This is a genomic window from Fodinicola feengrottensis (genome assembly GCF_039530045.1).
Classification (GTDB): Bacteria; Actinomycetota; Actinomycetes; order Mycobacteriales; family HKI-0501; genus Fodinicola; species Fodinicola feengrottensis.
In genome coordinates, this window is the sequence record NZ_BAAANY010000038.1 from 71,402 (window position 1) to 92,738 (window position 21,337).

At 67.8% G+C, this 21,337-nt stretch carries 21 protein-coding genes; 10 read left to right on the forward strand and 11 right to left on the reverse strand.

Annotated features, from left to right (window positions below; genetic code table 11):
* Positions 1 to 191: 191 nt before the first annotated feature.
* The 3 genes from ABD301_RS35950 to ABD301_RS35960 form a co-directional block, all read right to left on the reverse strand.
* Positions 192 to 2,600 (reverse strand): AfsR/SARP family transcriptional regulator, encoded by a 2,409-nt coding sequence (locus ABD301_RS35950; RefSeq protein WP_344314623.1) that lies wholly within the window; start codon positions 2,598 to 2,600, stop codon positions 192 to 194.
* Between the two features lie 159 nt (positions 2,601 to 2,759).
* Positions 2,760 to 4,211 (reverse strand): DUF2207 family protein, encoded by a 1,452-nt coding sequence (locus ABD301_RS35955; RefSeq protein ID WP_344314625.1) that lies wholly within the window; start codon positions 4,209 to 4,211, stop codon positions 2,760 to 2,762.
* 63 nt (positions 4,212 to 4,274) lie between these two features.
* Positions 4,275 to 4,829 carry a LemA family protein gene (locus tag ABD301_RS35960; protein ID WP_344314627.1) on the reverse strand — a complete coding sequence of 185 codons (555 nt, stop codon included), beginning with the start codon at positions 4,827 to 4,829 and terminating at the stop codon, positions 4,275 to 4,277.
* Between the two features lie 270 nt (positions 4,830 to 5,099).
* On the opposite strand from ABD301_RS35960, the gene ABD301_RS35965 reads away from it, so the two are divergent.
* Together ABD301_RS35965 and ABD301_RS35970 are read left to right on the forward strand one after the other, a co-directional pair.
* A complete protein-coding gene (locus ABD301_RS35965; protein ID WP_344314628.1) occupies positions 5,100 to 6,701 on the forward strand; it encodes an ABC-F family ATP-binding cassette domain-containing protein in 1,602 nt (533 codons plus the stop codon).
* 226 nt (positions 6,702 to 6,927) lie between these two features.
* Positions 6,928 to 7,164 (forward strand): helix-turn-helix domain-containing protein, encoded by a 237-nt coding sequence (locus ABD301_RS35970; protein ID WP_163573572.1) that lies wholly within the window; start codon positions 6,928 to 6,930, stop codon positions 7,162 to 7,164.
* Here the strand turns inward: ABD301_RS35970 and ABD301_RS35975 are convergent.
* Positions 7,161 to 7,646 carry a MaoC family dehydratase gene (locus ABD301_RS35975; RefSeq protein WP_279583218.1) on the reverse strand — a complete coding sequence of 162 codons (486 nt, stop codon included), beginning with the start codon at positions 7,644 to 7,646 and terminating at the stop codon, positions 7,161 to 7,163. The genes ABD301_RS35970 and ABD301_RS35975 overlap by 4 nt on opposite strands.
* A 36-nt stretch (positions 7,647 to 7,682) precedes the next feature.
* Positions 7,683 to 8,165: an Lrp/AsnC family transcriptional regulator gene (locus ABD301_RS35980; RefSeq protein ID WP_344314629.1), complete on the reverse strand. Its 483-nt coding sequence runs from the start codon at positions 8,163 to 8,165 to the stop codon at positions 7,683 to 7,685.
* A 142-nt stretch (positions 8,166 to 8,307) separates the two neighbouring features.
* Here ABD301_RS35980 and ald point away from each other — a divergent pair, with 142 nt between their 5' ends.
* Positions 8,308 to 9,423 carry an alanine dehydrogenase gene (gene ald, locus ABD301_RS35985; RefSeq protein WP_163573586.1) on the forward strand — a complete coding sequence of 372 codons (1,116 nt, stop codon included), beginning with the start codon at positions 8,308 to 8,310 and terminating at the stop codon, positions 9,421 to 9,423.
* 66 nt (positions 9,424 to 9,489) lie between these two features.
* Here ald and ABD301_RS35990 read toward each other — a convergent pair whose 3' ends face one another.
* Entirely contained in the window at positions 9,490 to 10,305 is an 816-nt protein-coding gene (locus ABD301_RS35990) for an aldo/keto reductase (RefSeq protein WP_344314630.1), read from the reverse strand.
* Positions 10,306 to 10,379: 74 nt separating this feature from the next.
* Here ABD301_RS35990 and ABD301_RS35995 point away from each other — a divergent pair, with 74 nt between their 5' ends.
* Genes ABD301_RS35995 through ABD301_RS36005 form a run of 3 tightly spaced genes read left to right on the forward strand, consistent with a single transcriptional unit; the run spans position 10,380 to position 12,240 of the window.
* Positions 10,380 to 11,318 carry a LysR family transcriptional regulator gene (locus tag ABD301_RS35995; RefSeq protein WP_344314631.1) on the forward strand — a complete coding sequence of 313 codons (939 nt, stop codon included), beginning with the start codon at positions 10,380 to 10,382 and terminating at the stop codon, positions 11,316 to 11,318.
* Between the two features lie 41 nt (positions 11,319 to 11,359).
* Positions 11,360 to 11,860 (forward strand): methyltransferase family protein, encoded by a 501-nt coding sequence (locus tag ABD301_RS36000; RefSeq protein ID WP_163573570.1) that lies wholly within the window; start codon positions 11,360 to 11,362, stop codon positions 11,858 to 11,860.
* Between the two features lie 2 nt (positions 11,861 to 11,862).
* Positions 11,863 to 12,240, forward strand: a complete 378-nt coding sequence (locus tag ABD301_RS36005; RefSeq protein WP_163573569.1) for a nitroreductase family deazaflavin-dependent oxidoreductase — start codon at positions 11,863 to 11,865, stop codon at positions 12,238 to 12,240.
* Here the strand turns inward: ABD301_RS36005 and ABD301_RS36010 are convergent.
* The gene (locus ABD301_RS36010; RefSeq protein ID WP_163573568.1) at positions 12,237 to 12,809 is read right to left on the reverse strand and encodes a TetR/AcrR family transcriptional regulator; all 573 of its coding nucleotides are present in this window, start codon (positions 12,807 to 12,809) and stop codon (positions 12,237 to 12,239) included. The two genes, ABD301_RS36005 and ABD301_RS36010, sit on opposite strands and share 4 nt — an antisense overlap.
* 76 nt (positions 12,810 to 12,885) lie before the next feature.
* On the opposite strand from ABD301_RS36010, the gene ABD301_RS36015 reads away from it, so the two are divergent.
* Positions 12,886 to 13,722: a carbon-nitrogen hydrolase family protein gene (locus ABD301_RS36015; protein ID WP_344314632.1), complete on the forward strand. Its 837-nt coding sequence runs from the start codon at positions 12,886 to 12,888 to the stop codon at positions 13,720 to 13,722.
* Between the two features lie 56 nt (positions 13,723 to 13,778).
* Positions 13,779 to 14,261, forward strand: a complete 483-nt coding sequence (locus ABD301_RS36020) for a DUF1203 domain-containing protein (protein ID WP_344314633.1) — start codon at positions 13,779 to 13,781, stop codon at positions 14,259 to 14,261.
* Here ABD301_RS36020 and mug read toward each other — a convergent pair.
* Positions 14,241 to 14,780, reverse strand: a complete 540-nt coding sequence (gene mug, locus ABD301_RS36025; RefSeq protein ID WP_344314634.1) for a G/U mismatch-specific DNA glycosylase — start codon at positions 14,778 to 14,780, stop codon at positions 14,241 to 14,243. The two genes, ABD301_RS36020 and mug, sit on opposite strands and share 21 nt — an antisense overlap.
* A gap of 22 nt (positions 14,781 to 14,802) precedes the next feature.
* Here mug and ABD301_RS36030 point away from each other — a divergent pair, with 22 nt between their 5' ends.
* A complete protein-coding gene (locus ABD301_RS36030; RefSeq protein WP_163573565.1) occupies positions 14,803 to 15,288 on the forward strand; it encodes a methylated-DNA--[protein]-cysteine S-methyltransferase in 486 nt (161 codons plus the stop codon).
* 21 nt (positions 15,289 to 15,309) lie between these two features.
* Here ABD301_RS36030 and ABD301_RS36035 read toward each other — a convergent pair whose 3' ends face one another.
* Together ABD301_RS36035 and ABD301_RS36040 are read right to left on the reverse strand one after the other, a co-directional pair.
* On the reverse strand, positions 15,310 to 16,134 hold the full coding sequence (locus tag ABD301_RS36035; RefSeq protein ID WP_163573564.1) for a class I SAM-dependent methyltransferase: 825 nt from the start codon (positions 16,132 to 16,134) through the stop codon (positions 15,310 to 15,312).
* Between the two features lie 59 nt (positions 16,135 to 16,193).
* A complete protein-coding gene (locus tag ABD301_RS36040) occupies positions 16,194 to 17,153 on the reverse strand; it encodes an aldo/keto reductase (RefSeq protein WP_344314635.1) in 960 nt (319 codons plus the stop codon).
* A 160-nt stretch (positions 17,154 to 17,313) separates the two neighbouring features.
* Here ABD301_RS36040 and ABD301_RS36045 point away from each other — a divergent pair, with 160 nt between their 5' ends.
* The gene (locus ABD301_RS36045) at positions 17,314 to 18,459 is read left to right on the forward strand and encodes a low temperature requirement protein A (RefSeq protein WP_344314636.1); all 1,146 of its coding nucleotides are present in this window, start codon (positions 17,314 to 17,316) and stop codon (positions 18,457 to 18,459) included.
* A 73-nt stretch (positions 18,460 to 18,532) separates the two neighbouring features.
* Here the strand turns inward: ABD301_RS36045 and acnA are convergent, their stop codons facing one another.
* A complete protein-coding gene (gene acnA / locus ABD301_RS36050) occupies positions 18,533 to 21,331 on the reverse strand; it encodes an aconitate hydratase AcnA (protein ID WP_344314637.1) in 2,799 nt (932 codons plus the stop codon).
* Positions 21,332 to 21,337 lie beyond the last annotated feature (6 nt).

The window sequence follows — 21,337 nt, forward strand, 5'->3', positions numbered from 1 at the left end:
CGCCCGATTATCAGTGGTCCGCCATCGCGGCCCGAAGGCGCGGTCAAGGAAGATGCAAGGTTCCCTCCGGGACGACCGCGCATAGTGACAACGCGGCGCCGGGCCGACAACCGGCGCCGCACCTGACCAGCACAGATGCGGAGGGAGGCGGCGATGCGTACGAACGACGGAACCCGAGTGACCGTGCACGGTTAAGACAATGACGCGTACCGGCCGCGGGCGGTGACGGCCTGGGCCTGGCCCGCGCGGTCGCCGGAGGAACCAAAGATCGCGTCGGCCTCGGCGGCATGGCTCATTGCCTCGGCGAGTTCCTGCCGCGCGGCGCACACCTTGGCGAACGTCAGCAGTGCGTAGCCTCGCTCGTCCGGGTCGCCGATCACGTCGGCCAGTGCGAGGGCGGCCGCCACGTGCTGGTTCGCCTCCTCGGCGCAGCCGATCCGCGCCCGCAAGTCGGCCAGCATCCGGTGACAGAGCGCTTGGCCCGGCAGGTCGCCCAGCCGTACGGCCGCGGCCAGCGCGGCACCTTCGGTGGTGAGCTGGTCACGCGGCCGCATCCGCGCACCGAAGAACTCCCAAGCGGTCCACGCCAGTCCCCAGGCGTGCGCGTTGAAGGCGCCTTCGTCGGCTCGTACGACCGCGGCCAGCAACGTGGACTGCTCGGCGCCGAACCAGGCCAGCGCCGATGGCTGGTCCGAGAACCGCTCTGGCGTCACGCCGTCCGCCGGCGGCTCGAGGTCCAGGGCCGGTCGGGACGGGTAAAGCACTCGGTCGGCGGCGTACGCGGAGTGCAGATAGTAGTCGAGCAGGCGGCGGGTGGCCGCCTCGCGATCCTGGTCATGCTGGCCGGCGAGGTCGGTCGCGTAGCCGCGGAGCAGATCGTGCATCGCATACCGGCCGGGCGCTGGTTCGGCGAGCAGGTGCGCGGTCGTCAGCTCTGCCAGCAGCGGGCGGACTACCGCTGCTGGCAGGCCGGCGAGGCAACCGGCCGCGGCCATCCCCAGGTCCGGGCCGGGACAGCTGCCGACCAGCCGGAACAGCCGGCCGGCAGCCGTGCTGAGGGCTTGGTACGACCAGGAGAAGACGGCTCTCACATCGGTGGCCGGGTCTGCTCCGGCGAAGGCGTCCAGCCCACCGCCGGCATCGGATCGCAGGTCAGCGGCGGTCGCGGCGAGCGGGAAGGCCGGCACAGTGGCGGCCCGGGCGGCCACGATCGCCAGCGCGAGCGGCAACCCGGCGCAGCGCTTGACGATCTCGTCCACTGCCGCCGGCTCCGCCTGAAGACGGTCCGCGCCGAGCCGCGCGCCGAGCAGTCGTACGGCTTCGCCATGCCGGAGCACGTCCAGCGTCAGCGGCCGGGCGCCTTCGGTGGCGACCAGTCCCGGCAGCTGGTGGCGGCTGGTCACCAGGACCAGGCAGTCGGCCGAGCCGGGCAGCAACGGCCGCACCTGATCGGCGTCGGAAGCGTTGTCCAGCAACAAAAGCATCCGCCTGCCGGCGAGCAGGCTGCGAAAGAGCCCGGTCTGTGCCGGCGCGCTCAACGGCACCTCGGAAGCAGGTACGCGCAGGGCGTCCAGGAACACCCGTACCGCCTCGGTGGGCGTGGTCGGGTGGCCAGTCGGACCGAAGCCGCGCAGGTTCACGTACAGCTGACCGTCCGGGAACCGGTCCTGGATCCGGTGCGCCCAGTGCACCGCGAGTGCGGTCTTGCCCACCCCGGCCGTTCCGGAAATCACCACCAGCCCGCCTTGAATCCCGTGCAGTTGGTCGATTTCGTTCTGCCGATTGACAAAACTCGGCAGGTCGGCGGGCAGCTGGCGAGGCAGGGTGCCGACGGCCGTGGCGGTGACCGGGATCGCGAGAGCCGGATCGGCGGTGAGGATGCGCTGATGCAGATCGCGCAGCGGCGGGCTCGGATCGCTGCCGAGCTCCTCGGCCAACCGGTGCCGAACTTTCTTGTAGTGGCCCAGCGCGTCAGCGGGTCGCCCGGCGCGATAGAGCGCCAGCATCAGCTGCCCGGCCAGCCGCTCGTCCAGTGGGTACGAAGTGACGCGGCTGGTCAGGTCGGCGAGCAGGGAGGCGTGTTGGCCAGCCCGCAGCCGTACGTCGTCCCTGTCCAGCTCGGCAGCCAGCCGGTCCTGGCAGAGGCTTTCCCGCAGGTTGTTCACCCACGGTCGGTCGAGGGTCCCGAACGCCTCCCCACGCCATAGCTCCAGGGCCTGGTCGTACAGCTTGATGGCCTGGTCCGGGTCGTCCGCCGCGCGAGCTTCCCGGACGAGCCCGCGAAAGACATGCAGGTCGATTTGGAGCGGATCGATGCTCAGCGAATACCCACCCGAGTGGTGCCGGAGCTCGACGCCCTCGGCGCCGTCCAACAGCCGGCGAAGCCGGGAGACGTACGTGTAGAGGGTGCTGGCCGGGCGCTGCTGCTGGTCGTCCCAGACCCGCTCGATCAAGGTGGGGATAGGTACAGCGTGGTTGGCGTCGGTCAGCAGTGCCGCCAGCACGCACTGCTGCCTCGCGGGCCCGACCGACACCCGCTGCCCGTCCACCCGCGCCTCAAGCGGCCCCAACACCGCGAAGGAGATGTCCATGTCGTCCATCCCAAAGACTTTTCGATTTCCCGGCGGAAACTAACACGCGCCGTCAAATGCCGGCTCCCTTTCGCCGAATGTAACGAAAGGGCAAGGATCCGTCCGTTTGTGAGCCGTATCGTTACATTCGGCGAGCCCGAATACGGCCGAGGTGGGAGCGGGCCGTCTTCACGAACTGGCTCGACGTCTTGATCCGGCTCGTCGGCGACGGGTTCGGGGCGTACGCGCGCCGACGCGGGTGATGTCGAGCCGACTGACGTAGCCACCGGCGGTGACCCAGGCGCGTACGGTGTCGCCGACCCGCGCGTTGCCCCGGATTTTTGGCGCGGCGGTGAGCATGCGAATGGCGGGAGCGGTTCCGTCGTCGACGGCCAGGTGGCAGATCCGGTCGTCTCGTACGAACCGGATCAGCTCGCCTTCCACCGGTGTGCCGGTGCCGCCGTGGCGGGCCGCCCACCAGGCCCGGATGGTGCGGGCAGTGGTCAGGATGCCGCTTAGCGGAGCCCAGACGAACAGCGCGAACGCGAAGCCGGCCGCGAGGACGAACGCGAACGCGAACGCCTTCGGCACCGCGTTCGGGCCGACCACGCTCAGGTCGTAGTGCAGCGCGAAGCCGACGGTGGCGATGGGAAAACCCCACCGAAGCGCGTCCGCGAGAAAGTCGCGCCGGCTCCGCGCTGGGTCCCGCAGGCGTACGTGCCGCCAGAGGCCACTGTGCGTGGACCACGCGTGGTGGTCGTCTGGATCGCCGAAGACGGGCAGGTGGGCGACCGCTTGAGCGGCGAGGCCGGTGGCCGCCGCGTACCCGAGCGACTTACCCCAGACGGTGACCGCGGCCGGCGACAGCGTGTCGATGCCGTGGATGTCCCGAAGCCGCTCTCGCTCGCCGAGCCAACCGCCGGCGGCCCGGCGACCGGCCCGGGTCAGGCGTTCCGGTGGGGTCCGGGACATCCAGGAGGCCATCGCGATCGCCGCCGCCAGCGCGGCCGGGATCACCAGGCCGCCGCCGGGATGCCCTCCCACCAGTGGCAACACCGCCGCGTCAAGCCAGAGTCCCACCCAGCCGGCGGCGATCATCACGGTGAAGATGGCCGCCGACTCGGCGCCGCCGCGGGTGAGTTTGCGGCGCTGCGCGTCGGTCCGTACGGCTTCCTCGAAGTGCGCCGCCAGCCGGTTGTCGTCATCCTGTCCGCCGGCCAGCGCGTCGGTGCTGATGGTCCCGTCGCGGACCAGCCCTTCCACGTACGTCACGAGTTGCGCCTCGTACGGCCGGAGTTTCCCGGGGTGGGCCTTGGGCCGCGGGTGCAGCAGGATAGTGGTGGCGGTGACCTGCTCGAGGTCGTACCAACCACGACTCGCGAGGTCCAGCAGGGTCGCCGCGGCTGCCTCGTCCTGCTGGAACTGGCCGCGGGTGACGAGCAGGTTGACCACCGCCGGCGGCAGTTTGGCGGTCGTCTCGGCGAGTTCGCGGACCCGCAGGTCAGGGCCGCGAGTGCGGTAGAGCGCCCAGCACAGATGCAGGATCGCCAGCGACACGAAGCAGGCCATGCCGGCGCCGATCAGGCCCGGTACGCCCGGTTGTCCGATCCACCACTGGAAAAGCGCGTTGAGGTTGTCCACCGGCTTCATCGGCAGGCGGCGGCTGGCCGGAGGATCTCGGGCCGGGTGTGGTTGGTCATGCCGTCAGAACTTCACCTGGACGTTGCCGCGTTCGTCGCCGGACGTGCCGAAATAGAACTTCGCCGGCGCGTTGCCGGCCAGGATATTGGTGGGGAAGGTGGTGATGGCGTTGTTGTACGCCAGCACCGCGTCGTTGTAATACTGCCGGGCGTAGGCGATCCGGTTCTCCGCGGCGGCCAGTTCGCGTTGCACGGTCGCGAAAGCCGTGTTGGCCCGCAGTTCCGGATAGGACTCGGTCAGCGACAGCAGGCTTTTGAGTGTGCCGGACAACGCCGTCTCGGCCTGCGCCTGCTGAGTCGGTCCCTGCGCGGAGATGGCGGCCGAGCGGGCCGCGATGACCGCTTCCAGGGTCTGCCGTTCGTGCGCGGCATAACCCTTGACGGTCTCGACCAGGTTGGGGATCAGGTCGTGCCGCCGGGTCAGCTGTACGTCGATCTGCGCCCACGCGTTGTCGGTCGCGTTGCGCAGCCGGGCGACCGTGTTGAAGGTCCGGATGACCAGCACGAGCAGCAGAACCACCACGAAGGCGAAGACGCAGAGAACGATGAGGGGGATCACCGTTCCAGCCTGCTGGATCGGGTGCCGCCGGGGGATGGGCGAGCGGGTGGCCGTACGGGCATCCGATGGTGCCCGTCAGCCTGCAACCGATCCACGGGCGTTGCGCTGGTCACGGGATGCCAAAACCGGTGGACCCGCCCGGTAGTATGTACGTGTGACGATTCGGACCTCCTGATGTGGCCGCGCCCGGCGCTTGAGTGACTCGCTTCCTCCAGCGTTTACGGGCTCCGACGGCCCATCCCTGCTACCTGAGACACAGGTCCCTTTCTCATGATTTCCGTTACTGATCTCGAACTGCGCGCTGGCGCGCGCATCCTGATGTCCGAGACCAACCTCCGCGTGCAGCCCGGCGACCGGATCGGCCTGGTCGGCCGCAATGGCGCCGGCAAGACGACCACCCTGAAGGTGATGGCCGGCGAGGGCATGCCGTACGCCGGCACCATCACCCGCACCGGAGCCGTCGGCTACCTGCCACAGGACCCGCGTACGGGTGACCTCGACGTGACCGCTCGCGACCGGGTGCTGTCGGCCCGCGGCCTGGACGCTCTCCTGCACGACATGGAGAAAACCCAGATCGGCATGTCCGAGGCGGTCGAGGACGCGCACCGCGACAAGTTGATCCGCCGGTACGGCCGGCTGGAGGACCAGTTCGCCGCGCTCGGCGGCTATGCGGCCGAGAGCGAAGCGGCCCGGATCTGCGCGAACCTCGGTCTTCCCGACCGGGTGATGGCGCAACCGTTGCGTACGCTGTCGGGCGGTCAGCGCCGCCGCGTCGAGCTGTCTCGCATCCTTTTCTCGGACGCTTCGATCCTGCTGCTGGACGAGCCGACGAACCACTTGGACGCCGACTCGATCAGCTGGCTGCGCGATCACCTGAAAGGCCACAAGGCCGGCTTGGTGGTCATTTCCCACGATGTCGAGCTGCTCGACGCGGTGGTCAACAAGGTGTGGTATCTCGATGCCAACCGGGCGATCATCGACTTCTACAACATGGGCTGGTCGACGTATCTGCAGCAGCGCGAAACCGACGAGCGTCGGCGCCGGCGCGAGCGGGCCAACGCGGAGAAGAAGGCCGGCGCGCTGTTGGCGCAGGCCGACAAGATGCGGGCGAAGGCGACCAAGGCGGTGGCTGCCCAGAACATGGCCAAGCGGGCCGAAAAGATGCTGTCCGGGCTGGAAGACGTACGGGTCAATGACAAGGTCGCGCGGGTCCGGTTCCCGGCTCCGGCGCCCTGCGGGAAAACGCCGCTGACCGCCGAGGGCCTGTCCAAGTCGTACGGTTCGCTGGAGGTTTTCGCCGGCGTCGACCTCGCCGTCGACAGGGGCGCTCGGGTGGTCATTCTCGGCCTGAACGGCGCTGGCAAGACGACGTTGCTGCGGTTGCTTGCCGGGGTGGAAAAGGCGGACACCGGCGAGGTGATGCCCGGGCACGGCCTGAAGATTGGCTATTACGCACAGGAACACGAAACGCTGGACACCGATCGTACGGTCCTGGAGAACATGCGGTCGGTCTCGCCGACCTGGACCGACGGCGAGCTGCGCAAGGTGCTTGGCGCCTTCCTGTTTTCCGGTGACGACGTACAAAAACCGGCCAGCGTGCTGTCCGGTGGCGAGAAGACCCGGCTGGCGTTGGCCGGTCTGGTCAGTTCCAGCGCCAATGTCCTGCTGCTCGACGAGCCGACGAACAACCTCGACCCGGTGAGCCGGGAACAGGTATTGGACGCGATTGACCGCTATCCGGGCGCCATTGTGTTGGTGACGCACGACGGCGGCGCGGTCAAGGCTTTGCGGCCGGACAAGGTGATCATGCTGCCCGATGGCGTCGAGGATATCTGGAGCGAAGACCTCGCCGACCTGGTCGCGCTCGCCTGACATTTCCCGCTGCCGAGGTCCCGCGGGGATTTCCTTGCGGGACAACGGGTTCCAGCTTGATCGTTAAGGCTGTCCGATATGCCGGCAAGATCACTAACTGGCCGAAAATCTTGCCGGCGTTGTCCGTCTGCCGAGTGGCCAGCGAGCCCACGAACGAGCATGATCTCTTGTTACGGTCGTCACAGGCCGTGTACGGACCATCCTCGAGCTGTGAGGGACGGCAGTGATGGCACCCAAAAGCAAAGCCAAGACCGAGCAGGCCATGGCGAAGGGGCGGCGGATCACCGGGGACGAGCGCTCCACCCTCGCCAAGGACCTGACCCGGCGCTATGACTCCGGCGAAAGCATCCGCTCACTGGCGTCGTCCACTGGCCGGTCGTACGGCTTCGTGCACCGGATCCTGAGCGAGTCCGGCACCACCCTGCGCGGTCGCGGCGGCGCCACCCGAGGCAAGAAAAGTTAGCTGACTTTAGTACGGATGAAATTCATCGCGGTCAGTGTCAACACGACCTGATCGTGCTGGTTGAAAAGCTCCACGGCGGTGTGCACCAAGCCGCGGTCCGGCTTGGATTTCGACCGCCGGGCGCTCGCCACGGTCGCGGTGAGCGCCAGCTGGTCGCCGGGCCGGACGGGAGCCGTCCAGCGCAGTTCGTCCACGCCTGGTGAAGCGAGGCTGGCATTCGAGGACACGTAGTGGTCCGCGAGCAGCCGCATCATGATCGCCGTGGTGTGCCAGCCGCTCGCGATCAGTCCGCCGAACGGCCCGGCCGCGGCGGCCACCGGATCGATGTGGATGGACTGGGTGTCGAACCGGCGCGCGAACTCCAGCACCTCTGCCTCGGTGACGGTGATCCAGCCGTACGAGTATTTCGCGCCGGCTTGGTAGTCCTCGAAGAACCGGTGGTCGATCGGGGCGTCGAAGTCAGCGATGAGTGCTTTGGTCACTCGTCCATCCTAGGTCGCCGCTGGACCGGCGGACCGTCAGGTGCGCTGGGTCGGGATCGCCTTTCCGCGCCGGCTCTCGAAAATCAGGCTGGTGTTGGTGTGTTGCACCGCCGGTTCCGAGCTCAGGTCCAGCACGAAGTCCCGGAGCACGTCAGCGCTGGGCAGCGCCACGTGAATGACGTAGTCGTCGGTGCCGGACATGAAGTAGACGGCGATCACGCCGGGCATCAGCGGCGCCTTCGCGAGGAAGGCGTCCATCTGGCCGCGGGTGTGCGCGTGCAGCCGTACCGAGATCATCGCCTGCACCGCGAGCCCGATCGCGCCGAGGTCGAGGTCCGCGTGGAAACCACGGATCACCCCGTTGGCGCGCAGCGCCCTTACCCGCGCGTGGCACGTCGACGGCGCGATCCCGACGGCCTCGGCGAGTGCGTTGTTCGGGATTCGGGCGTCCTCGTCGAGCTTGGCCAGGATGAGCCGGTCCACCGGGTCCAGCGCGGCGGGCTGCAGATTGTTCGGCACGTGAGCGACATTACCGCGCCAGCCGAAACATCGGCGAGATTCAAACGACACACAGAATTATCTGCCGTCTTTCTTGCACTGAATCGGGCATCTGTTCATCATGGCGAGAACAGTCGAGATAGTCGTACAAGGGGGCACCCAGGTGAAGGTCGCAGTTCCACGCGAGGTCAAGAACCGGGAGTACCGGGTCGCGATCACCCCGGCCGGGGTGCACGAGCTGGTCCGGCAGGGTCATCAGGTCTTTGTCGAGACGGACGCCGGCGTCGGCTCGTCCATCCCGAACGAGGACTACCAGCAGGCCGGCGCCACCATCGTGGCCACCGCCGACGAGGCCTGGGCGGCCGGTGACCTGGTGCTGAAGGTCAAGGAGCCGATCGAGTCCGAATACCACCGGATGCGCGAAGGCCAGACCCTCTTCACCTATCTGCACCTCGCCGCCGACAAGCGCCTCACCGAGGAACTGATCGCCCGCAAGGTCACTGGCATCGCGTACGAGACCGTTGAGCTCGCCGATCGTTCGCTGCCGCTGCTCGCCCCGATGAGCGAGGTGGCTGGCCGGCTCGCGCCGCAGGTTGGCGCCGCCACCCTGATGCGCGCGGCCGGTGGCCGAGGCATCCTGCTCGGCGGTGTGTCGGGTGTGTACGCGGCCAAGGTCGTGGTCATCGGCGCCGGCGTGTCCGGCATGAACGCGGCCGCCATCGCGCTGGGCATGCAGGCCGAGGTGCTGCTGCTCGATCGCAACATCGAGAAGCTTCGCGCCGCCGACCGGATCTACCAGGGCCACCTGCAGACCGTCGCCTCCAACGCGTACGAGGTCGAAAAGGCCATCTCGGACGCCGACCTGGTGATCGGCGCGGTGCTCGTGCCGGGGGCGAAGGCGCCGACGCTGGTCACCAACGAGCAGGTCTCCCGGATGAAGCCAGGCTCGGTGCTGGTGGACATCTCCATCGACCAGGGCGGCTGCTTCGAGGACTCGCACCCGACCACCCACGACGACCCGACCTACCCGGTGCACAACTCGCTGTTCTACTGCGTGGCGAACATGCCCGGCGCGGTGCCGCACACCTCCACGTACGCGCTGACCAACGTCACGCTGCCGTACGCGGTGGAGCTCGCGACCCACGGCTGGCAGGACGCCTGCCGCCGGGACGTGGCGCTGGCCAAGGGCCTCAACACCTGGAACGGCGCCGTCACCAACGCCCCGGTCGCCGAGGCCCACGGCCTGCCTGCCCTCAACCTGGCCGACGCTCTCGCCTGACCCGTCTAGCCGCGATGCCTCATCGCGTGCGCCTGACGCATGCGGTCAGGCATCGCGGCCAAACGCTCAGTCGAGGAAAGCCAGGTCGGCGGGGGACAGGGTCACGTCGGCGGCGGCGAGGTTCTCCTGGAGGTGGGCCATGGACGAGGTGCCGGGGATCGGGAGCATCACCGGGGAGCGGGACAGCTGCCAGGCGAGGGCCACCTGCGTACGAGTGACGCCCAGCCGCCCGGCGATCTTGTCGGCCGCCGGAGAGGTCGTACGCGGCGCGATAGGCAGCCACGGCAGGAAGGCGATCCCGCGCGATTCGCAGTAGGCGAGTACGTCCTCAGATGCGCGGTCAGTCAGGTTGTAGCGGTTCTGCACGCTCACGATCGGCGTGATCGTCGAGGCCTCCTGGACCTGCGCCACCGTGACCTCGGAGAGTCCGACGTGCCGGACCTTGCCCTCGTCCTGCAACTGTCGCAGCGCGCCGAGCTGGTCGGCCAGCGGCACCAGCGGATCGATCCGGTGCAGCTGGTAGAGGTCGATCCGGTCCAGTCGCAGCCGGCGCAGGCTCAGCTCGGCCTGCTGGCGGAGGTATTCCGGCCGGCCGCAGGGAATCCAGTCGTTCCCCGGATGGCACTGGCCGCCCTTGGTGCCGATGACGAGGTTGTCGGCGTACGGGTAGAGGGCGTCGGCGAGCAGTTCCTCGTTTTCGCCCAAGTCGTACGCATCAGCGGTGTCGATGAACCTCACGCCGAGTTCGACAGCCCGGCGCGCGATCGCGATGCCGTCGGCGCGGTCCGGCCAGTGGGGAGCGCCAGTGAGTCGCATGGCACCGAAGCCGAGCCGGTGAACAGGTAAGTCGCCGCCGAGAGTGATAGTCAGGTCGTTGGTCATGATGTCCACTTTGCGACGGCCCATTCGTAAGGACAAGCGAGACTTTGTCGACCTGATTGCGTAGCATCTCTACGATGTTGAATCTGGAGCGGCTCCGGGTCCTGCACGCCGTGGCGACCACCGGTTCGGTGGTCGGCGGCGCTCGTACGCTGCATGTCACGACTTCGGCGGTGTCGCAGCAGATCGCCCGGCTGGAGCGAGAGGTCGGCCAGCCACTGGTCGAGCGGCAGGGTCGCGGGATCCGGCTGACCGAGGCCGGCGAGCTGCTCGCCCGGGAGGCCGACGCGCTGCTCACCCATGTCGAGCGGATCGAGGCGGACTTCGCCGGGCACCGCGGCCAGGTGGCCGGCCGGCTCACCATCGCCGCCTTCGCCACCGCCGCGCGCGGCCTGATGCCGGCGGTCCTGCGCACCCTGCGGGGCCGCTGGCCGGACCTGGAGGCCTCGCTGTCCGAGCTGGAGCCGCACGAGGCGATCCCGATGCTCGTACGCGCCGACCTGGACATCGCCGTCGCGCAGGACTGGCCGGACTCGCCGCTCCCGCTCCCGGACGGCATCTCCCGGCTGGCGTTGTTCGACGATCCGTTCGACATCGCGCTGCCCGCCGACCACCCGCTGGCCGGCCGCGACCAGGTCAAGATCACCGAGCTGGCCGCGCAGGACTGGATCAGCTGGAGCGCAGGCCAGATCTGCCACGACTGGCTGGCGCACACCCTGCGTTCGTACGGCGTCGAGCCGCGGATCGTCCACACGGCTTCCGAGCATCCGACCCAACTCGCTTTGGTGGCGGCCGGTCTGGGAGCCGCGGTGGTGCCGCGGCTGGGCCGGGACCTGGTGCCCACCGGCGTCCGGTTCGTCGAGATCCACCCGCAGCCGGTCCGCTGGGTTTTCGCGCTGTGGCGGGACAGCTCGGCTGCCCGGCCGGCCGTCCGAGCCACTCTCGGGGTGCTCCGCGACGCGGTCCCCGGCCGGACTCTCGCGGCTCGCCGGCCCTTGCCCCACTCCCGTCTGTAGCGGACAATCGCAGTCGTTCGGCGGGAAGGCGGGTCCTGGTCATGCGTAGGTCAACGGCGGCTCTGGGCAGCGCGGCGTTCTTCGTGGTGGCACCGGGAACGGTCGAAGGGCTGATTCCGTGGCTGCTGACCGGCTGGCGGCTGGACACTCCGCTGCCGGGCTGGACCGTGGCACGGGTCGTCGGTGTCGTGCTGATCGTGGTCGGCCTGATCCCGCCGATCTCGGCCTTCGTGGAGTTCACCCGGGCCGGTGGCACCCCGATGCCGGCGGCGGCCCCCGGGCAGTTGGTGGTCTGCGGCTTCAACCGCTACATCCGCAACCCGATGTATTTCGGCCTGCTGGTGGCGCTGGTCGGCCAGGCGCTGCTGTTCGGTCAGGTCATCGTGCTGGCGTACGCGGCGATTGTGTGGGCGCTGTCAGCGTCTTTCGTGCGCTGGTACGAAGAACCGACGCTGACCCGGCGGTTCGGGACCGAATACGCGGCCTACCGGCGAGCGGTCCCGGCCTGGTATCCGCGGCTCGTCCCCTATGTGAGCGCCTGACCGTGCCGATGTCCCAGCGCGTCGCGCGCTTCAACAAGGTGGTCACGAACCGTACCATCGGCCGCGTTGCGCCCTGGATGCCTGGCTTTGGGGTGGTGCATCACCGCGGTCGCCGCTCTGGCCGCGAGTTTCACAGCCCGGTCAACGTGTTCCGTACGTCCGACGGCTATGTTTTCGCCCTGACGTACGGTTCGCGGGCCGACTGGGTGCGCAACGTGCTCGCCGCCGGCGGCTGCGACCTGGAGACCCGGCGCCAGGTTGTGCACCTGGCAGAGCCGCGGCTTTACGTGGATACACAGGCGAAAGCGATGCCCGGGTTCATTCGGGTGGGCCTGCGGTTGGGCAAGGTCGACGAGTTCCTCGAGCTGAAGATCCGCTAGCGGCGGCGGACCGCTTCCTCGACGAGATCCAGGACTGGCGCCAGGTCCGCGGTCGTACGGCCGGTGCCCAGATGCATGACCAGGCCGTCCAGCACCAGCTCCAGGAACCGCTGCAGGGTCTCCGGCGGCACGTCCTCCCGAAGGGTCCCAGCGGCCCGCTGGCGGGCCAGCCGGTCGCGGGTCGCGGTGGCGATCGCGGCTGCCCGGGCGGCCCACCGGTCGGCGAACTCCTGATCCGTGCGCAGCCGGCGGGACACCTCCAACTGGGTGCCCAGCCAGCCGGTCTCGGCCACGTCGTCAGCGCGGGTCAGCAGATCGCGCATCACCTGGACGAGCCCTTGTTTGGCGACTGTCTCCACCATTTCCGCCGCGTCGTCTTCGGCGACCGCGAGGAATAGCGATTCCTTGTCGCGGAAATGATGAAAAATGGCCCCGCGGGACAGGCCGGTTGCCTCTTCCAGTCTGCGAACCGTGGCGCCCTCATATCCATGCCGGGAAAAGCAGGCCCGGGCGCCGGCGAGAATCTCGCGGCGCCTGGCGTCGAGGCGGTCCTGACTCACACGGGGCATTCGGCGATCATAAACGGTACGTTCGTCTTGCGGCATCTGGCGGTGGTTGTCGGTCCTAGCTGGCAAGATTAGGAGTATGCCGACCGTCCCCTCGCACCCGCTGCGCGTTGCCGTCGCCCAGGCCCCCGCAACGCCGGGTGATCTCACCGGAAATGCCGTTCTAGCCGGCAAACTGGTTCGCCAGGCCGCCGCCGAACGGGCCGTTCTCGTGGTGCTGCCGGAATTGTTCCTCCCGGCGTATCATCCACCGGCATTGGATGCCGATCCGCTGGGCACCGATCTGCTGGTGAAAGCCGGCCAACTGACCGATTCCCGACTGTGGCCGATCCAGGAAGCGGTCATCCAGACCGGGATTCACGCAATTGTCGGCGCTTCGGTGCGGGTGGACGGTCATCGATTCATCTCCGCACTACATTTTCGCCCGGATGGCAAGGCTCTGGACGCATATCACAAGCAGAACCTGATTATTCCCGATGAAACCGATCTGTTTGAGGCCGGAAGACCCGGTGACACACCGGGCGCGATCGAAGTCGGCGACTGGGTGATCGGGCTTGGAATCTGTTATGACGGTTGTTTTCCCGAGCATGCACGTGCAGCTGCAATTGCAGGCGCACATGCATATGCCGTTCCGATGGCTTATGTGCACGGCAGCGACCATCGCCGTGATCTCTATTACGCGGCCCGCGCTCTGGACAACACCTTTTATGTGTTGGCATGCAATGCGGTCGACGGCCCGCAGCCGTGGCGGTTCAGCGGTGGCAGTGCTATTTACGATCCGGAAGGGCAGTCGATGGGCCAGGCCCCGGGCAGTGGCGAGGGCCTGGTGGTCGCGGACCTGGATCCGGAGTTCATGGGGCGTACGAGGGCGGTCCACCGGATGCTGGCCGACCTGGAGCTGGCCAGAGTGAGCTGAAATGCCACGTCCGATAGCCGCCAGCTTTCGCCGTGATCGGGGCTGATAGTGGTGTCATGACTGACATTCACGTGATTGCCATCGATCCGGACCGGCTGGCGGCGATGCGGGCCACCGGCTCCGACGAGCACGGAAACCCTTTCACCGCTTTCCCGGCGGTCGGCTGGGAACCGCTGCGCTGCTGCCTACGCAGTGCCGCTGAGGACGAGTCGATCGCGCTGATCTCGTACGCCGCCTTCACCGAACCCTCGCCCTGGCGCGAGGTCGGCCCGGTCTTCGTGCATGCGAAGGAGTGCGAGGGATATCCGAAGACCTCGGTGTTTCCGGAAAGCTACCAGCGCGGCCGGCGGCTGCTGCGCACGTACGCATCGGATCTGACGCTGGACTACGACCACATTCGGATGACGGCCGACGACGAAGACGTCGAAGCCGCTGTCCGGGAGTTGCTGGCCGTGCCGGAGGTGGGCGAGGTGCACGTACGAGCGGCCGAGGCGCAGTGTTTTGCCTTCGCCGTCCGGCTAGCCGATCCGCTCGCGTAGTTTCGCGAACTCCGCGGCCAGCGAATCCGGCGTGTAGTGGGCGTTCAGCCCGCTCGGATTCGGAAGCACCCACAGCGCGGACGGACCGATGCCCACCGGCTGCTCGCCGATGACAGCCTTGGGCTGGCGCCATCCGGTGCGGTATGCGGTGATCCCGACCAGCGCGATCCACTGTGGACCGAAGTCGGCCGCCTTCGCGGCCAACATCTGCGCCCCGGCGACGAACTCGTCGGGGCGCAGTTCGTCGGCCCGCGCGGTCGCTCTGGCGACCACGTTGGTGATGCCGAGCCCGTACGCCAACAGCTCCTGCTGTTCGCTCGGGTGCAACTGCCGGTCGGTGAAGCCGCCGCGGTGCAGCGCCGGCCAGAACCGGTTGCCCGGCCGGGCGAAGTGGCGGCCGGTGGCGGCCGAATAGAGCCCCGGATTGATGCCGACGAACAACACCTTCAGGCCGGCGTCGATCACGTCCGGGATGGTCCGGCCGTACGCGTCCGCAAGTGCCCGCCGGTCGACTGTCACACCTGGAACGTAACCTGAACTCGTGGGCTGGACGACGCTGCCATCACCGATCGGCGCCTTCGGGGTGATCGCCGACGAGAACGTCGTGCGCGGCGCGAGTTTCGGTGGCCGCATCCCCGCCGGAGTGCCGCGCGCCGGCGGCCAGCTGCTGCTCGACCGGGCGGTGGCCCAGCTGCGGTCCTACTTTGCCGGCGAGCTGCTGGACTTCGACCTGCCACTGTCGCTGGCCGGGTCCGACTTCGAGCTGAAGGTGTGGGAGGTGCTCCGCCGCATCCCGTACGGGCAGACGGTGACCTACGGCTGGGTCGCCGCGCAGGCCGGCGACCCGCTCGCCGCCCGGGCGGTCGGCACCGCCTGCAACCACAACCCGATCCCGGTCATCGTGCCCTGCCACCGGGTGGTCGGCGCGAACAAGACCCTGGTCGGTTTTGGTGGCGGGCTACCGCGCAAGCGATGGCTGCTGGAGCATGAGGCCCGAGTGGACATGGAACGCGCTTTCGCCTTCTAGAGCGTGGCAGTTGAGCGACGGTCAGGGACGTTTCACGGCCTGGATGGTGTAGGAGTGTGGGAGCCGCCAGGGCCGGTCGGTCAGCCGCCATTCGTTGTTGGGCAGGCTCTCCATCGCGCCGGGGAACAGCTCGCCGTGCACGCTGTCATGTTCGACGAACATGGTCAGATCCAAGCCGGCCGCGAGCAGGGCGGTGATGATCTCGGCGAGGCCATGACTCCACTGGTGGGCCACGGTTTCCTGGAAAACCACGTCCGTCTGCACGTACGTGCCGCCGCCGGTGCCGGTGATCGGTTGGTCGCGTTCGAAATAAGCACCCTCGATCGCCAAGGTGCCGTCGTCCAGGCGGTCGGTGGCCCACAGCATCTGGTGGATCTCGCGGAGGAACAGCCGGCCGCCGGGTCGCAGCAGCTCCGCGACCACTCGCGCCCAGCGCTGGATGTCGGGCAGCCAGCAGATCACCCCGATGCTGGTGTAGACGAAGTCGAAGGCCCCGGCGCCCAGCGCGTCGACCGCGTCGTACACGTTGGCGGTGACGAAATCGGTGTTGTCGCCCAGTTTCGCGGCCAGACTGCGGGCCTCGGTGACGGCTGCGGGTGAGAAATCCAGGCCGGTCATCCGCGCGCCGAGGCGGCTCAGGGACAGTGTGTCGGTGCCGATGTGGCACTGCAGGTGCGCCCCACGGAGCCCGTCGACCTTGCCCAGTCGGGGACGGTCGAATCGGACAACATTGCTGAGAAAGGCCGGATCTTCGAGGAATTTGTCCACCTCGTAGTCCGGTGATGCCGCGTGAGCGGGTGCGCGCTCATCCCAGTTTGCGCGGTTCTGGGCCACATAGAGATTCATGCCGGCGACGGTCGCACACCCGGCCCGATCTCGGCCACGGAATTTGCCTTTACGGGCAGCTACTCGTGTCCCAGCACTCGGTGCGGGCGGTAAGGCGCCTCCAGAGTCGCGATTTCCGCCGGATCAAGGGAAATTTCGGTGGCCGCGACGGCGTCCTGGAGATGGGAGAGTTTGGTGGCGCCGACAATCGGCGCGGTGACACCGGATTTTCCCAACAACCAGGCCAATGCGATCTGTGCCGCTGGCGCGCCACGGTTCTGCGCGACCGTACGGACAGCGTCCACCACGTCGTAGTCGCTGTCCTCGTACGTGTCGTCCGCGAGTGGATCGTTGCCGGCGCGGGTGGTGGCCCGGCCGCCGCGGGTGCCGGTGAGGAAGCCGCGGGCGAGTGGACTGTACGGGATGACGCCGACTCCCTGGTCTTGGCAGAGTGGGATCATTTCCCTTTCCTCTTCCCGATAAACCAGGTTGTAGTGGTTCTGCATCGAGACGAACCTGGTCGGCGCGAGCTGCTGGGCCTTGCCGAACTGCCAGGCATACATGCTGGAGGCGCCGAGATAGCGGGCCTTGCCGGATCGTACGACCTCGTCGAGCGCGGCCATCGTCTCGTCGATCGGAGTTTCGTCGTCCCAGCGGTGAATCTGGTAGAGATCCACGTAGTCGGTGCCCAACCGCGCCAAAGAAGCGTCGATCGCGCTGAGAATATGTTTGCGGGACAGGCCTTTGTCGTTCGGGCCGGCGCCCATCGGGAAATACACCTTGGTCGCGAGCACGTAGTCCTCGCGCTGGCCGAAGAGCTTGCCGAGCAGCCGGCCGGTGACTTCCTCGCTGGCACCTTGGTCGTACATGTCGGCCGTGTCGAAGAAAGTCACGCCAGCCTCGACCGCCCGCCGGACGATCGGTTCGGCCTGGTCCTCGGTGAGGTGCCAGCCCCGGCTGGAGTGGTCGCCATAGCTCATCATGCCGAGGCCGATGCGGGAGACCCGCAGTCCGGACCGGCCGAGTCGGGGATAGTCCATGCCGATCATGGTGCCGGTCGTACGCACCTGCCGGAATGGGGTTCTCCAGGCAAAGTCCGCCGAATCCCTGGAAAACGAAAGCAACGGGCGCGGCGGGCCACCAAGGTTCTCCAACGGGTAGTTTACAGACCAGCCACCGGGTTCAGGAGGATTACCGACGATGACCGCGCCGCCCCGACCCTGGTACCGGCCGATGGTGGCCCGCCGGGCGGATGAGGAACACCGCGCGTCGACACCGCTGGAGCTGCTTTTCGACCTGTGCTTCGTGGTCACGGTCGCGCAGGCCGCGGCCGGGCTGCACCACTCGCTGTCCGAGGGCCACGTCGCAATCGGTGTCGCACGGTATGCGGCGGTCTTTTTCGCGATCTGGTGGGCCTGGATGAACTTCACCTGGTTCGCCTCCGCGTACGACACCGACGACGGCATTTACCGCGTCACCACGCTCGTCCAGATCGCCGGTGGGCTGGTGATGGCCGCTGGCATCGCGCGGATCTTCGACCATGCCGACTTCCGGGTGGTGGTGGGCGGCTTCGTGGTGATGCGGCTCGCGATGGTGGTGCAGTGGCTGCGGGCCGCGAGTGCCGACCCGCAGCGCCGCCCGGCGGCGCGGCGGTACGCCGCCGGCATCACGATCGCGCAGATGTGCTGGGTGGGTTACCAGTTCTTCCCGGCGGCCCTCGCGGTGCCGGGTTTCGTGTTTTTCGCGCTGGTGGAGCTGGCGGTGCCGATCATCGCCGAGCGAGCGTCGCCGACCACCTGGCATCCGGAGCACATTGGCGAACGGTACGGGTTGTTCACCCTGATCGTGCTCGGCGAGTCGGTGGCGGCCGCGTCGACGGCCATCCAGACCGGCCTTGGCGCCGGGTCCGGACTGGTCGAGCTGTTCGGCCTCGCGGCCAGCGGGCTGGTGGTCGTTTTCGGGATGTGGTGGGTCTATTTCGACCAGTCGGGCAAGCGCGGTCTCGACGAGCTGACCGCCAGCATGAAATGGGGCTACGGGCATCTCGCGGTGTTCTCGGCGGCGGCTGGTCTCGGTGCCGGGCTGCAGGTCGCGGTCGATGGCCTGCGACACGACGCCCATCTGCCGGCGCTGACGGTCGGGTTGGCCGTCACGGTACCCATCGCCCTCTACCTGTTGAGCGTCTGGATCCTGATGATCGGCCCGACCCGCCGAGAGCTGTCCGCGCAGCTCTTCCCGGTCGCCGCGGTGTTGGTGCTGGCCGGCAGCGTGACGCCGGTGCCGGTCACGGTGGCGGCGGTCGTGTTGGCGGCGCTGGTGCTCGTACGGCTGGCGAGTTCCCGGTAGGCGCGGTCGCCGCGCCTGGAAATCGGCACGCAGAACGCCCTGGCCGACTTGGCCGGGGCGTTCTGCGGCGAAACTACTTGGCGAGCAGCGAACGCAGCACGTACTGCAGGATGCCGCCGTGCCGGTAGTAGTCGGCCTCGCCGGGAGTGTCGATGCGCAGCACCGCGTCGAAGTCCACAGTGGACCCGTCGGTTTTTTTGGCGCTGACCTTGAGAGTACGCGGACTGGGACCGTCGTTGAGTGCGGTCACCCCCGAGATGTCGAAGGTCTCGTCGCCGGACAGGCCGAGGGATTGCGCGGTCTCGCCGGCCGGATACTGCAGCGGCAGGACGCCCATGCCGATCAGGTTCGAGCGGTGGATCCGCTCGTACGACTCGGCGATGACGGCCCGCACGCCCAGCAGTCGGGTGCCCTTGGCCGCCCAGTCGCGGGACGAACCGGAGCCGTATTCCTTGCCGGACAGGATGACCAGCGGGATGTCCTGCTCCGCGTAGGCCTGCGCGGCGGCGTAAATGGTGGTCTGCTCGCCGTCGGCCAGCCAGTTGCGGGTGTAGCCGCCCTCGACACCGTCCAGCAGTTGGTTGCGCAGCCGGATGTTGGCGAAGGTGCCGCGGATCATCACCTCGTGGTTGCCCCGCCGCGACCCGTACGAGTTGAAGTCCCGCTTGGCCACGCCGTGGTCGGTGAGGTAGTCACCGGCTGGCGAGTCGAGCTTGATGGAGCCGGCGGGGGAGATGTGATCGGTGGTGACCGAATCGCCCAGCTTGGCCAGTACGCGCGCGCCGCTGATATCCGTCACTGGTTGCGGTTCTGGTTGCATGCCTTCGAAATACGGAGGCTTGCGAACGTACGTCGACTCGCCCTCCCACTCGAAGGTGGCGCCGGTCGGGGTCGGCAGCGACTTCCAGCGCTCGTCGCCGGCGAACACATCGGCGTAGTCCTTGGCGAACATCTCCTTGTTGATCGCCGAGGCGACGGTCTCCTGGATTTCCTGCGGCGACGGCCAGATGTCCTTGAGGAACACGTCGTTCCCGTCGGTGTCCTGGCCGAGCGGGTCGGTCTCCACGTCGAAGTCCATCGTGCCGGCGAGCGCGTACGCGATCACCAGCGGCGGGGACGCGAGGTAGTTCATCTTCACGTCCGGGCTGATCCGGCCCTCGAAGTTGCGGTTGCCGGACAGCACCGAGACGACCGCGAGATCGTTGTCCTGGATGGCTTTGCTGACCGGCTCCGGCAGCGGGCCGGAGTTGCCGATGCAGGTGGTGCAGCCGTAGCCGACCAGGTGGTAGCCGAGTTTTTCCAAGTACGGAATGAGTCCGGCCTTCTCGTAGTAGTCCATGACCACTTTGGAGCCGGGGGCGAGTGACGTTTTCACCCACGGTTTCACCGAAAGTCCGCGCTCGACGGCGTTGCGGGCGAGCAGCGCCGCGCCGATCATCACCGACGGGTTGGACGTGTTGGTGCAGGACGTGATGGAGGCGATGGCGACCGCGCCGTGGTCGATCTCGCATTCGGTGCCGTCGTCCATGGTGATCCGCGCCGGGTTGCTCGGCCGGCCGTGGGAATTGCGGGCAGCTGACGCGTACGCCGCCATCGGCTCGTCGTTTCCGCTGGTCGCGGGCGCGTCGCTGGCCGGGAAGGACTCGGCGGACGCTTCGTCCACCGTGGTCTGGATGCTGTCACCGTTGGTGTAGTTCTTCAGCGCGTCGCGGAAACCCGCCTTGGCGTGGGAAAGTTCGACGCGGTCCTGTGGGCGTTTCGGGCCGGCGATCGACGGGACCACAGTGGACAGATCCAGCTCGAGGTATTCCGAATAGGTGGCCTCGTGCTCGGCGTCGTGCCAGAGACCCTGTTCTTTCGCGTACGCCTCGACCAGAGCGACCTGCTCATCGCTGCGGCCAGTCAGGGTCAGGTAGCGAATGGTTTCGTCGTCCACCGGGAAAATCGCGCAGGTGGAGCCGAATTCCGGGCTCATGTTGCCGATGGTGGCGCGGTTCGCCAGCGGCACCGCGGAGACGCCCTCGCCGTAGAATTCGACGAATTTTCCTACCGCGCCATGCTTGCGCAGCATCTCGGTGATCGTCAGCACCACGTCGGTGGCGGTTGAGCCGGCCGGAATTTCGCCGGTCAGCTTGAAACCGACGACTCGCGGGATGAGCATCGACACCGGCTGGCCGAGCATCGCGGCCTCCGCCTCGATGCCGCCGACGCCCCAGCCGAGCACGCCGAGGCCGTTGACCATCGTGGTGTGCGAGTCGGTGCCGACCAGCGTGTCCGGATAGGCCTGGCCGTCGCGGATCATCACGACCCGAGCAAGGTGCTCAATGTTGACCTGGTGGACGATGCCGGTGCCCGGCGGCACGACCTTGAAGTCGTCGAAGGCGGTCTGGCCCCAGCGCAGGAACTGATAGCGCTCGCGGTTGCGCTCGTACTCGATCTCGACGTTGCGCTCGAAAGCGTCCGGGCGACCGAAAACGTCGATGATGACCGAGTGGTCGATGACGAGTTCGGCCGGCGCCAGCGGGTTGATCCGGGTCGGGTCGCCGCCGAGCTCCGCGACCGCCTCGCGCATGGTGGCGAGGTCGACCACACACGGCACGCCGGTGAAGTCCTGCATGACCACTCGGCCGGGGGTGAACTGGATCTCGGTGTCCGGCTCGGCCTCGGGGTTCCAGCCGGCCAGCGCGCGGATCTGGTCGGCGGTGATGTTCACGCCGTCCTCCGTACGAAGGAGGTTCTCCAGGAGCACTTTGAGGCTGTACGGCAGGCGTTTGGCGCCCTCGACCGCGTCCAGCCGGAAGATCTCGTAGTCGGCGTCACCGACCTTCAAGGTGTTCTTGCTGCCAAAACTGTCGGTGCTGCCGGTAGCCACTCGTAC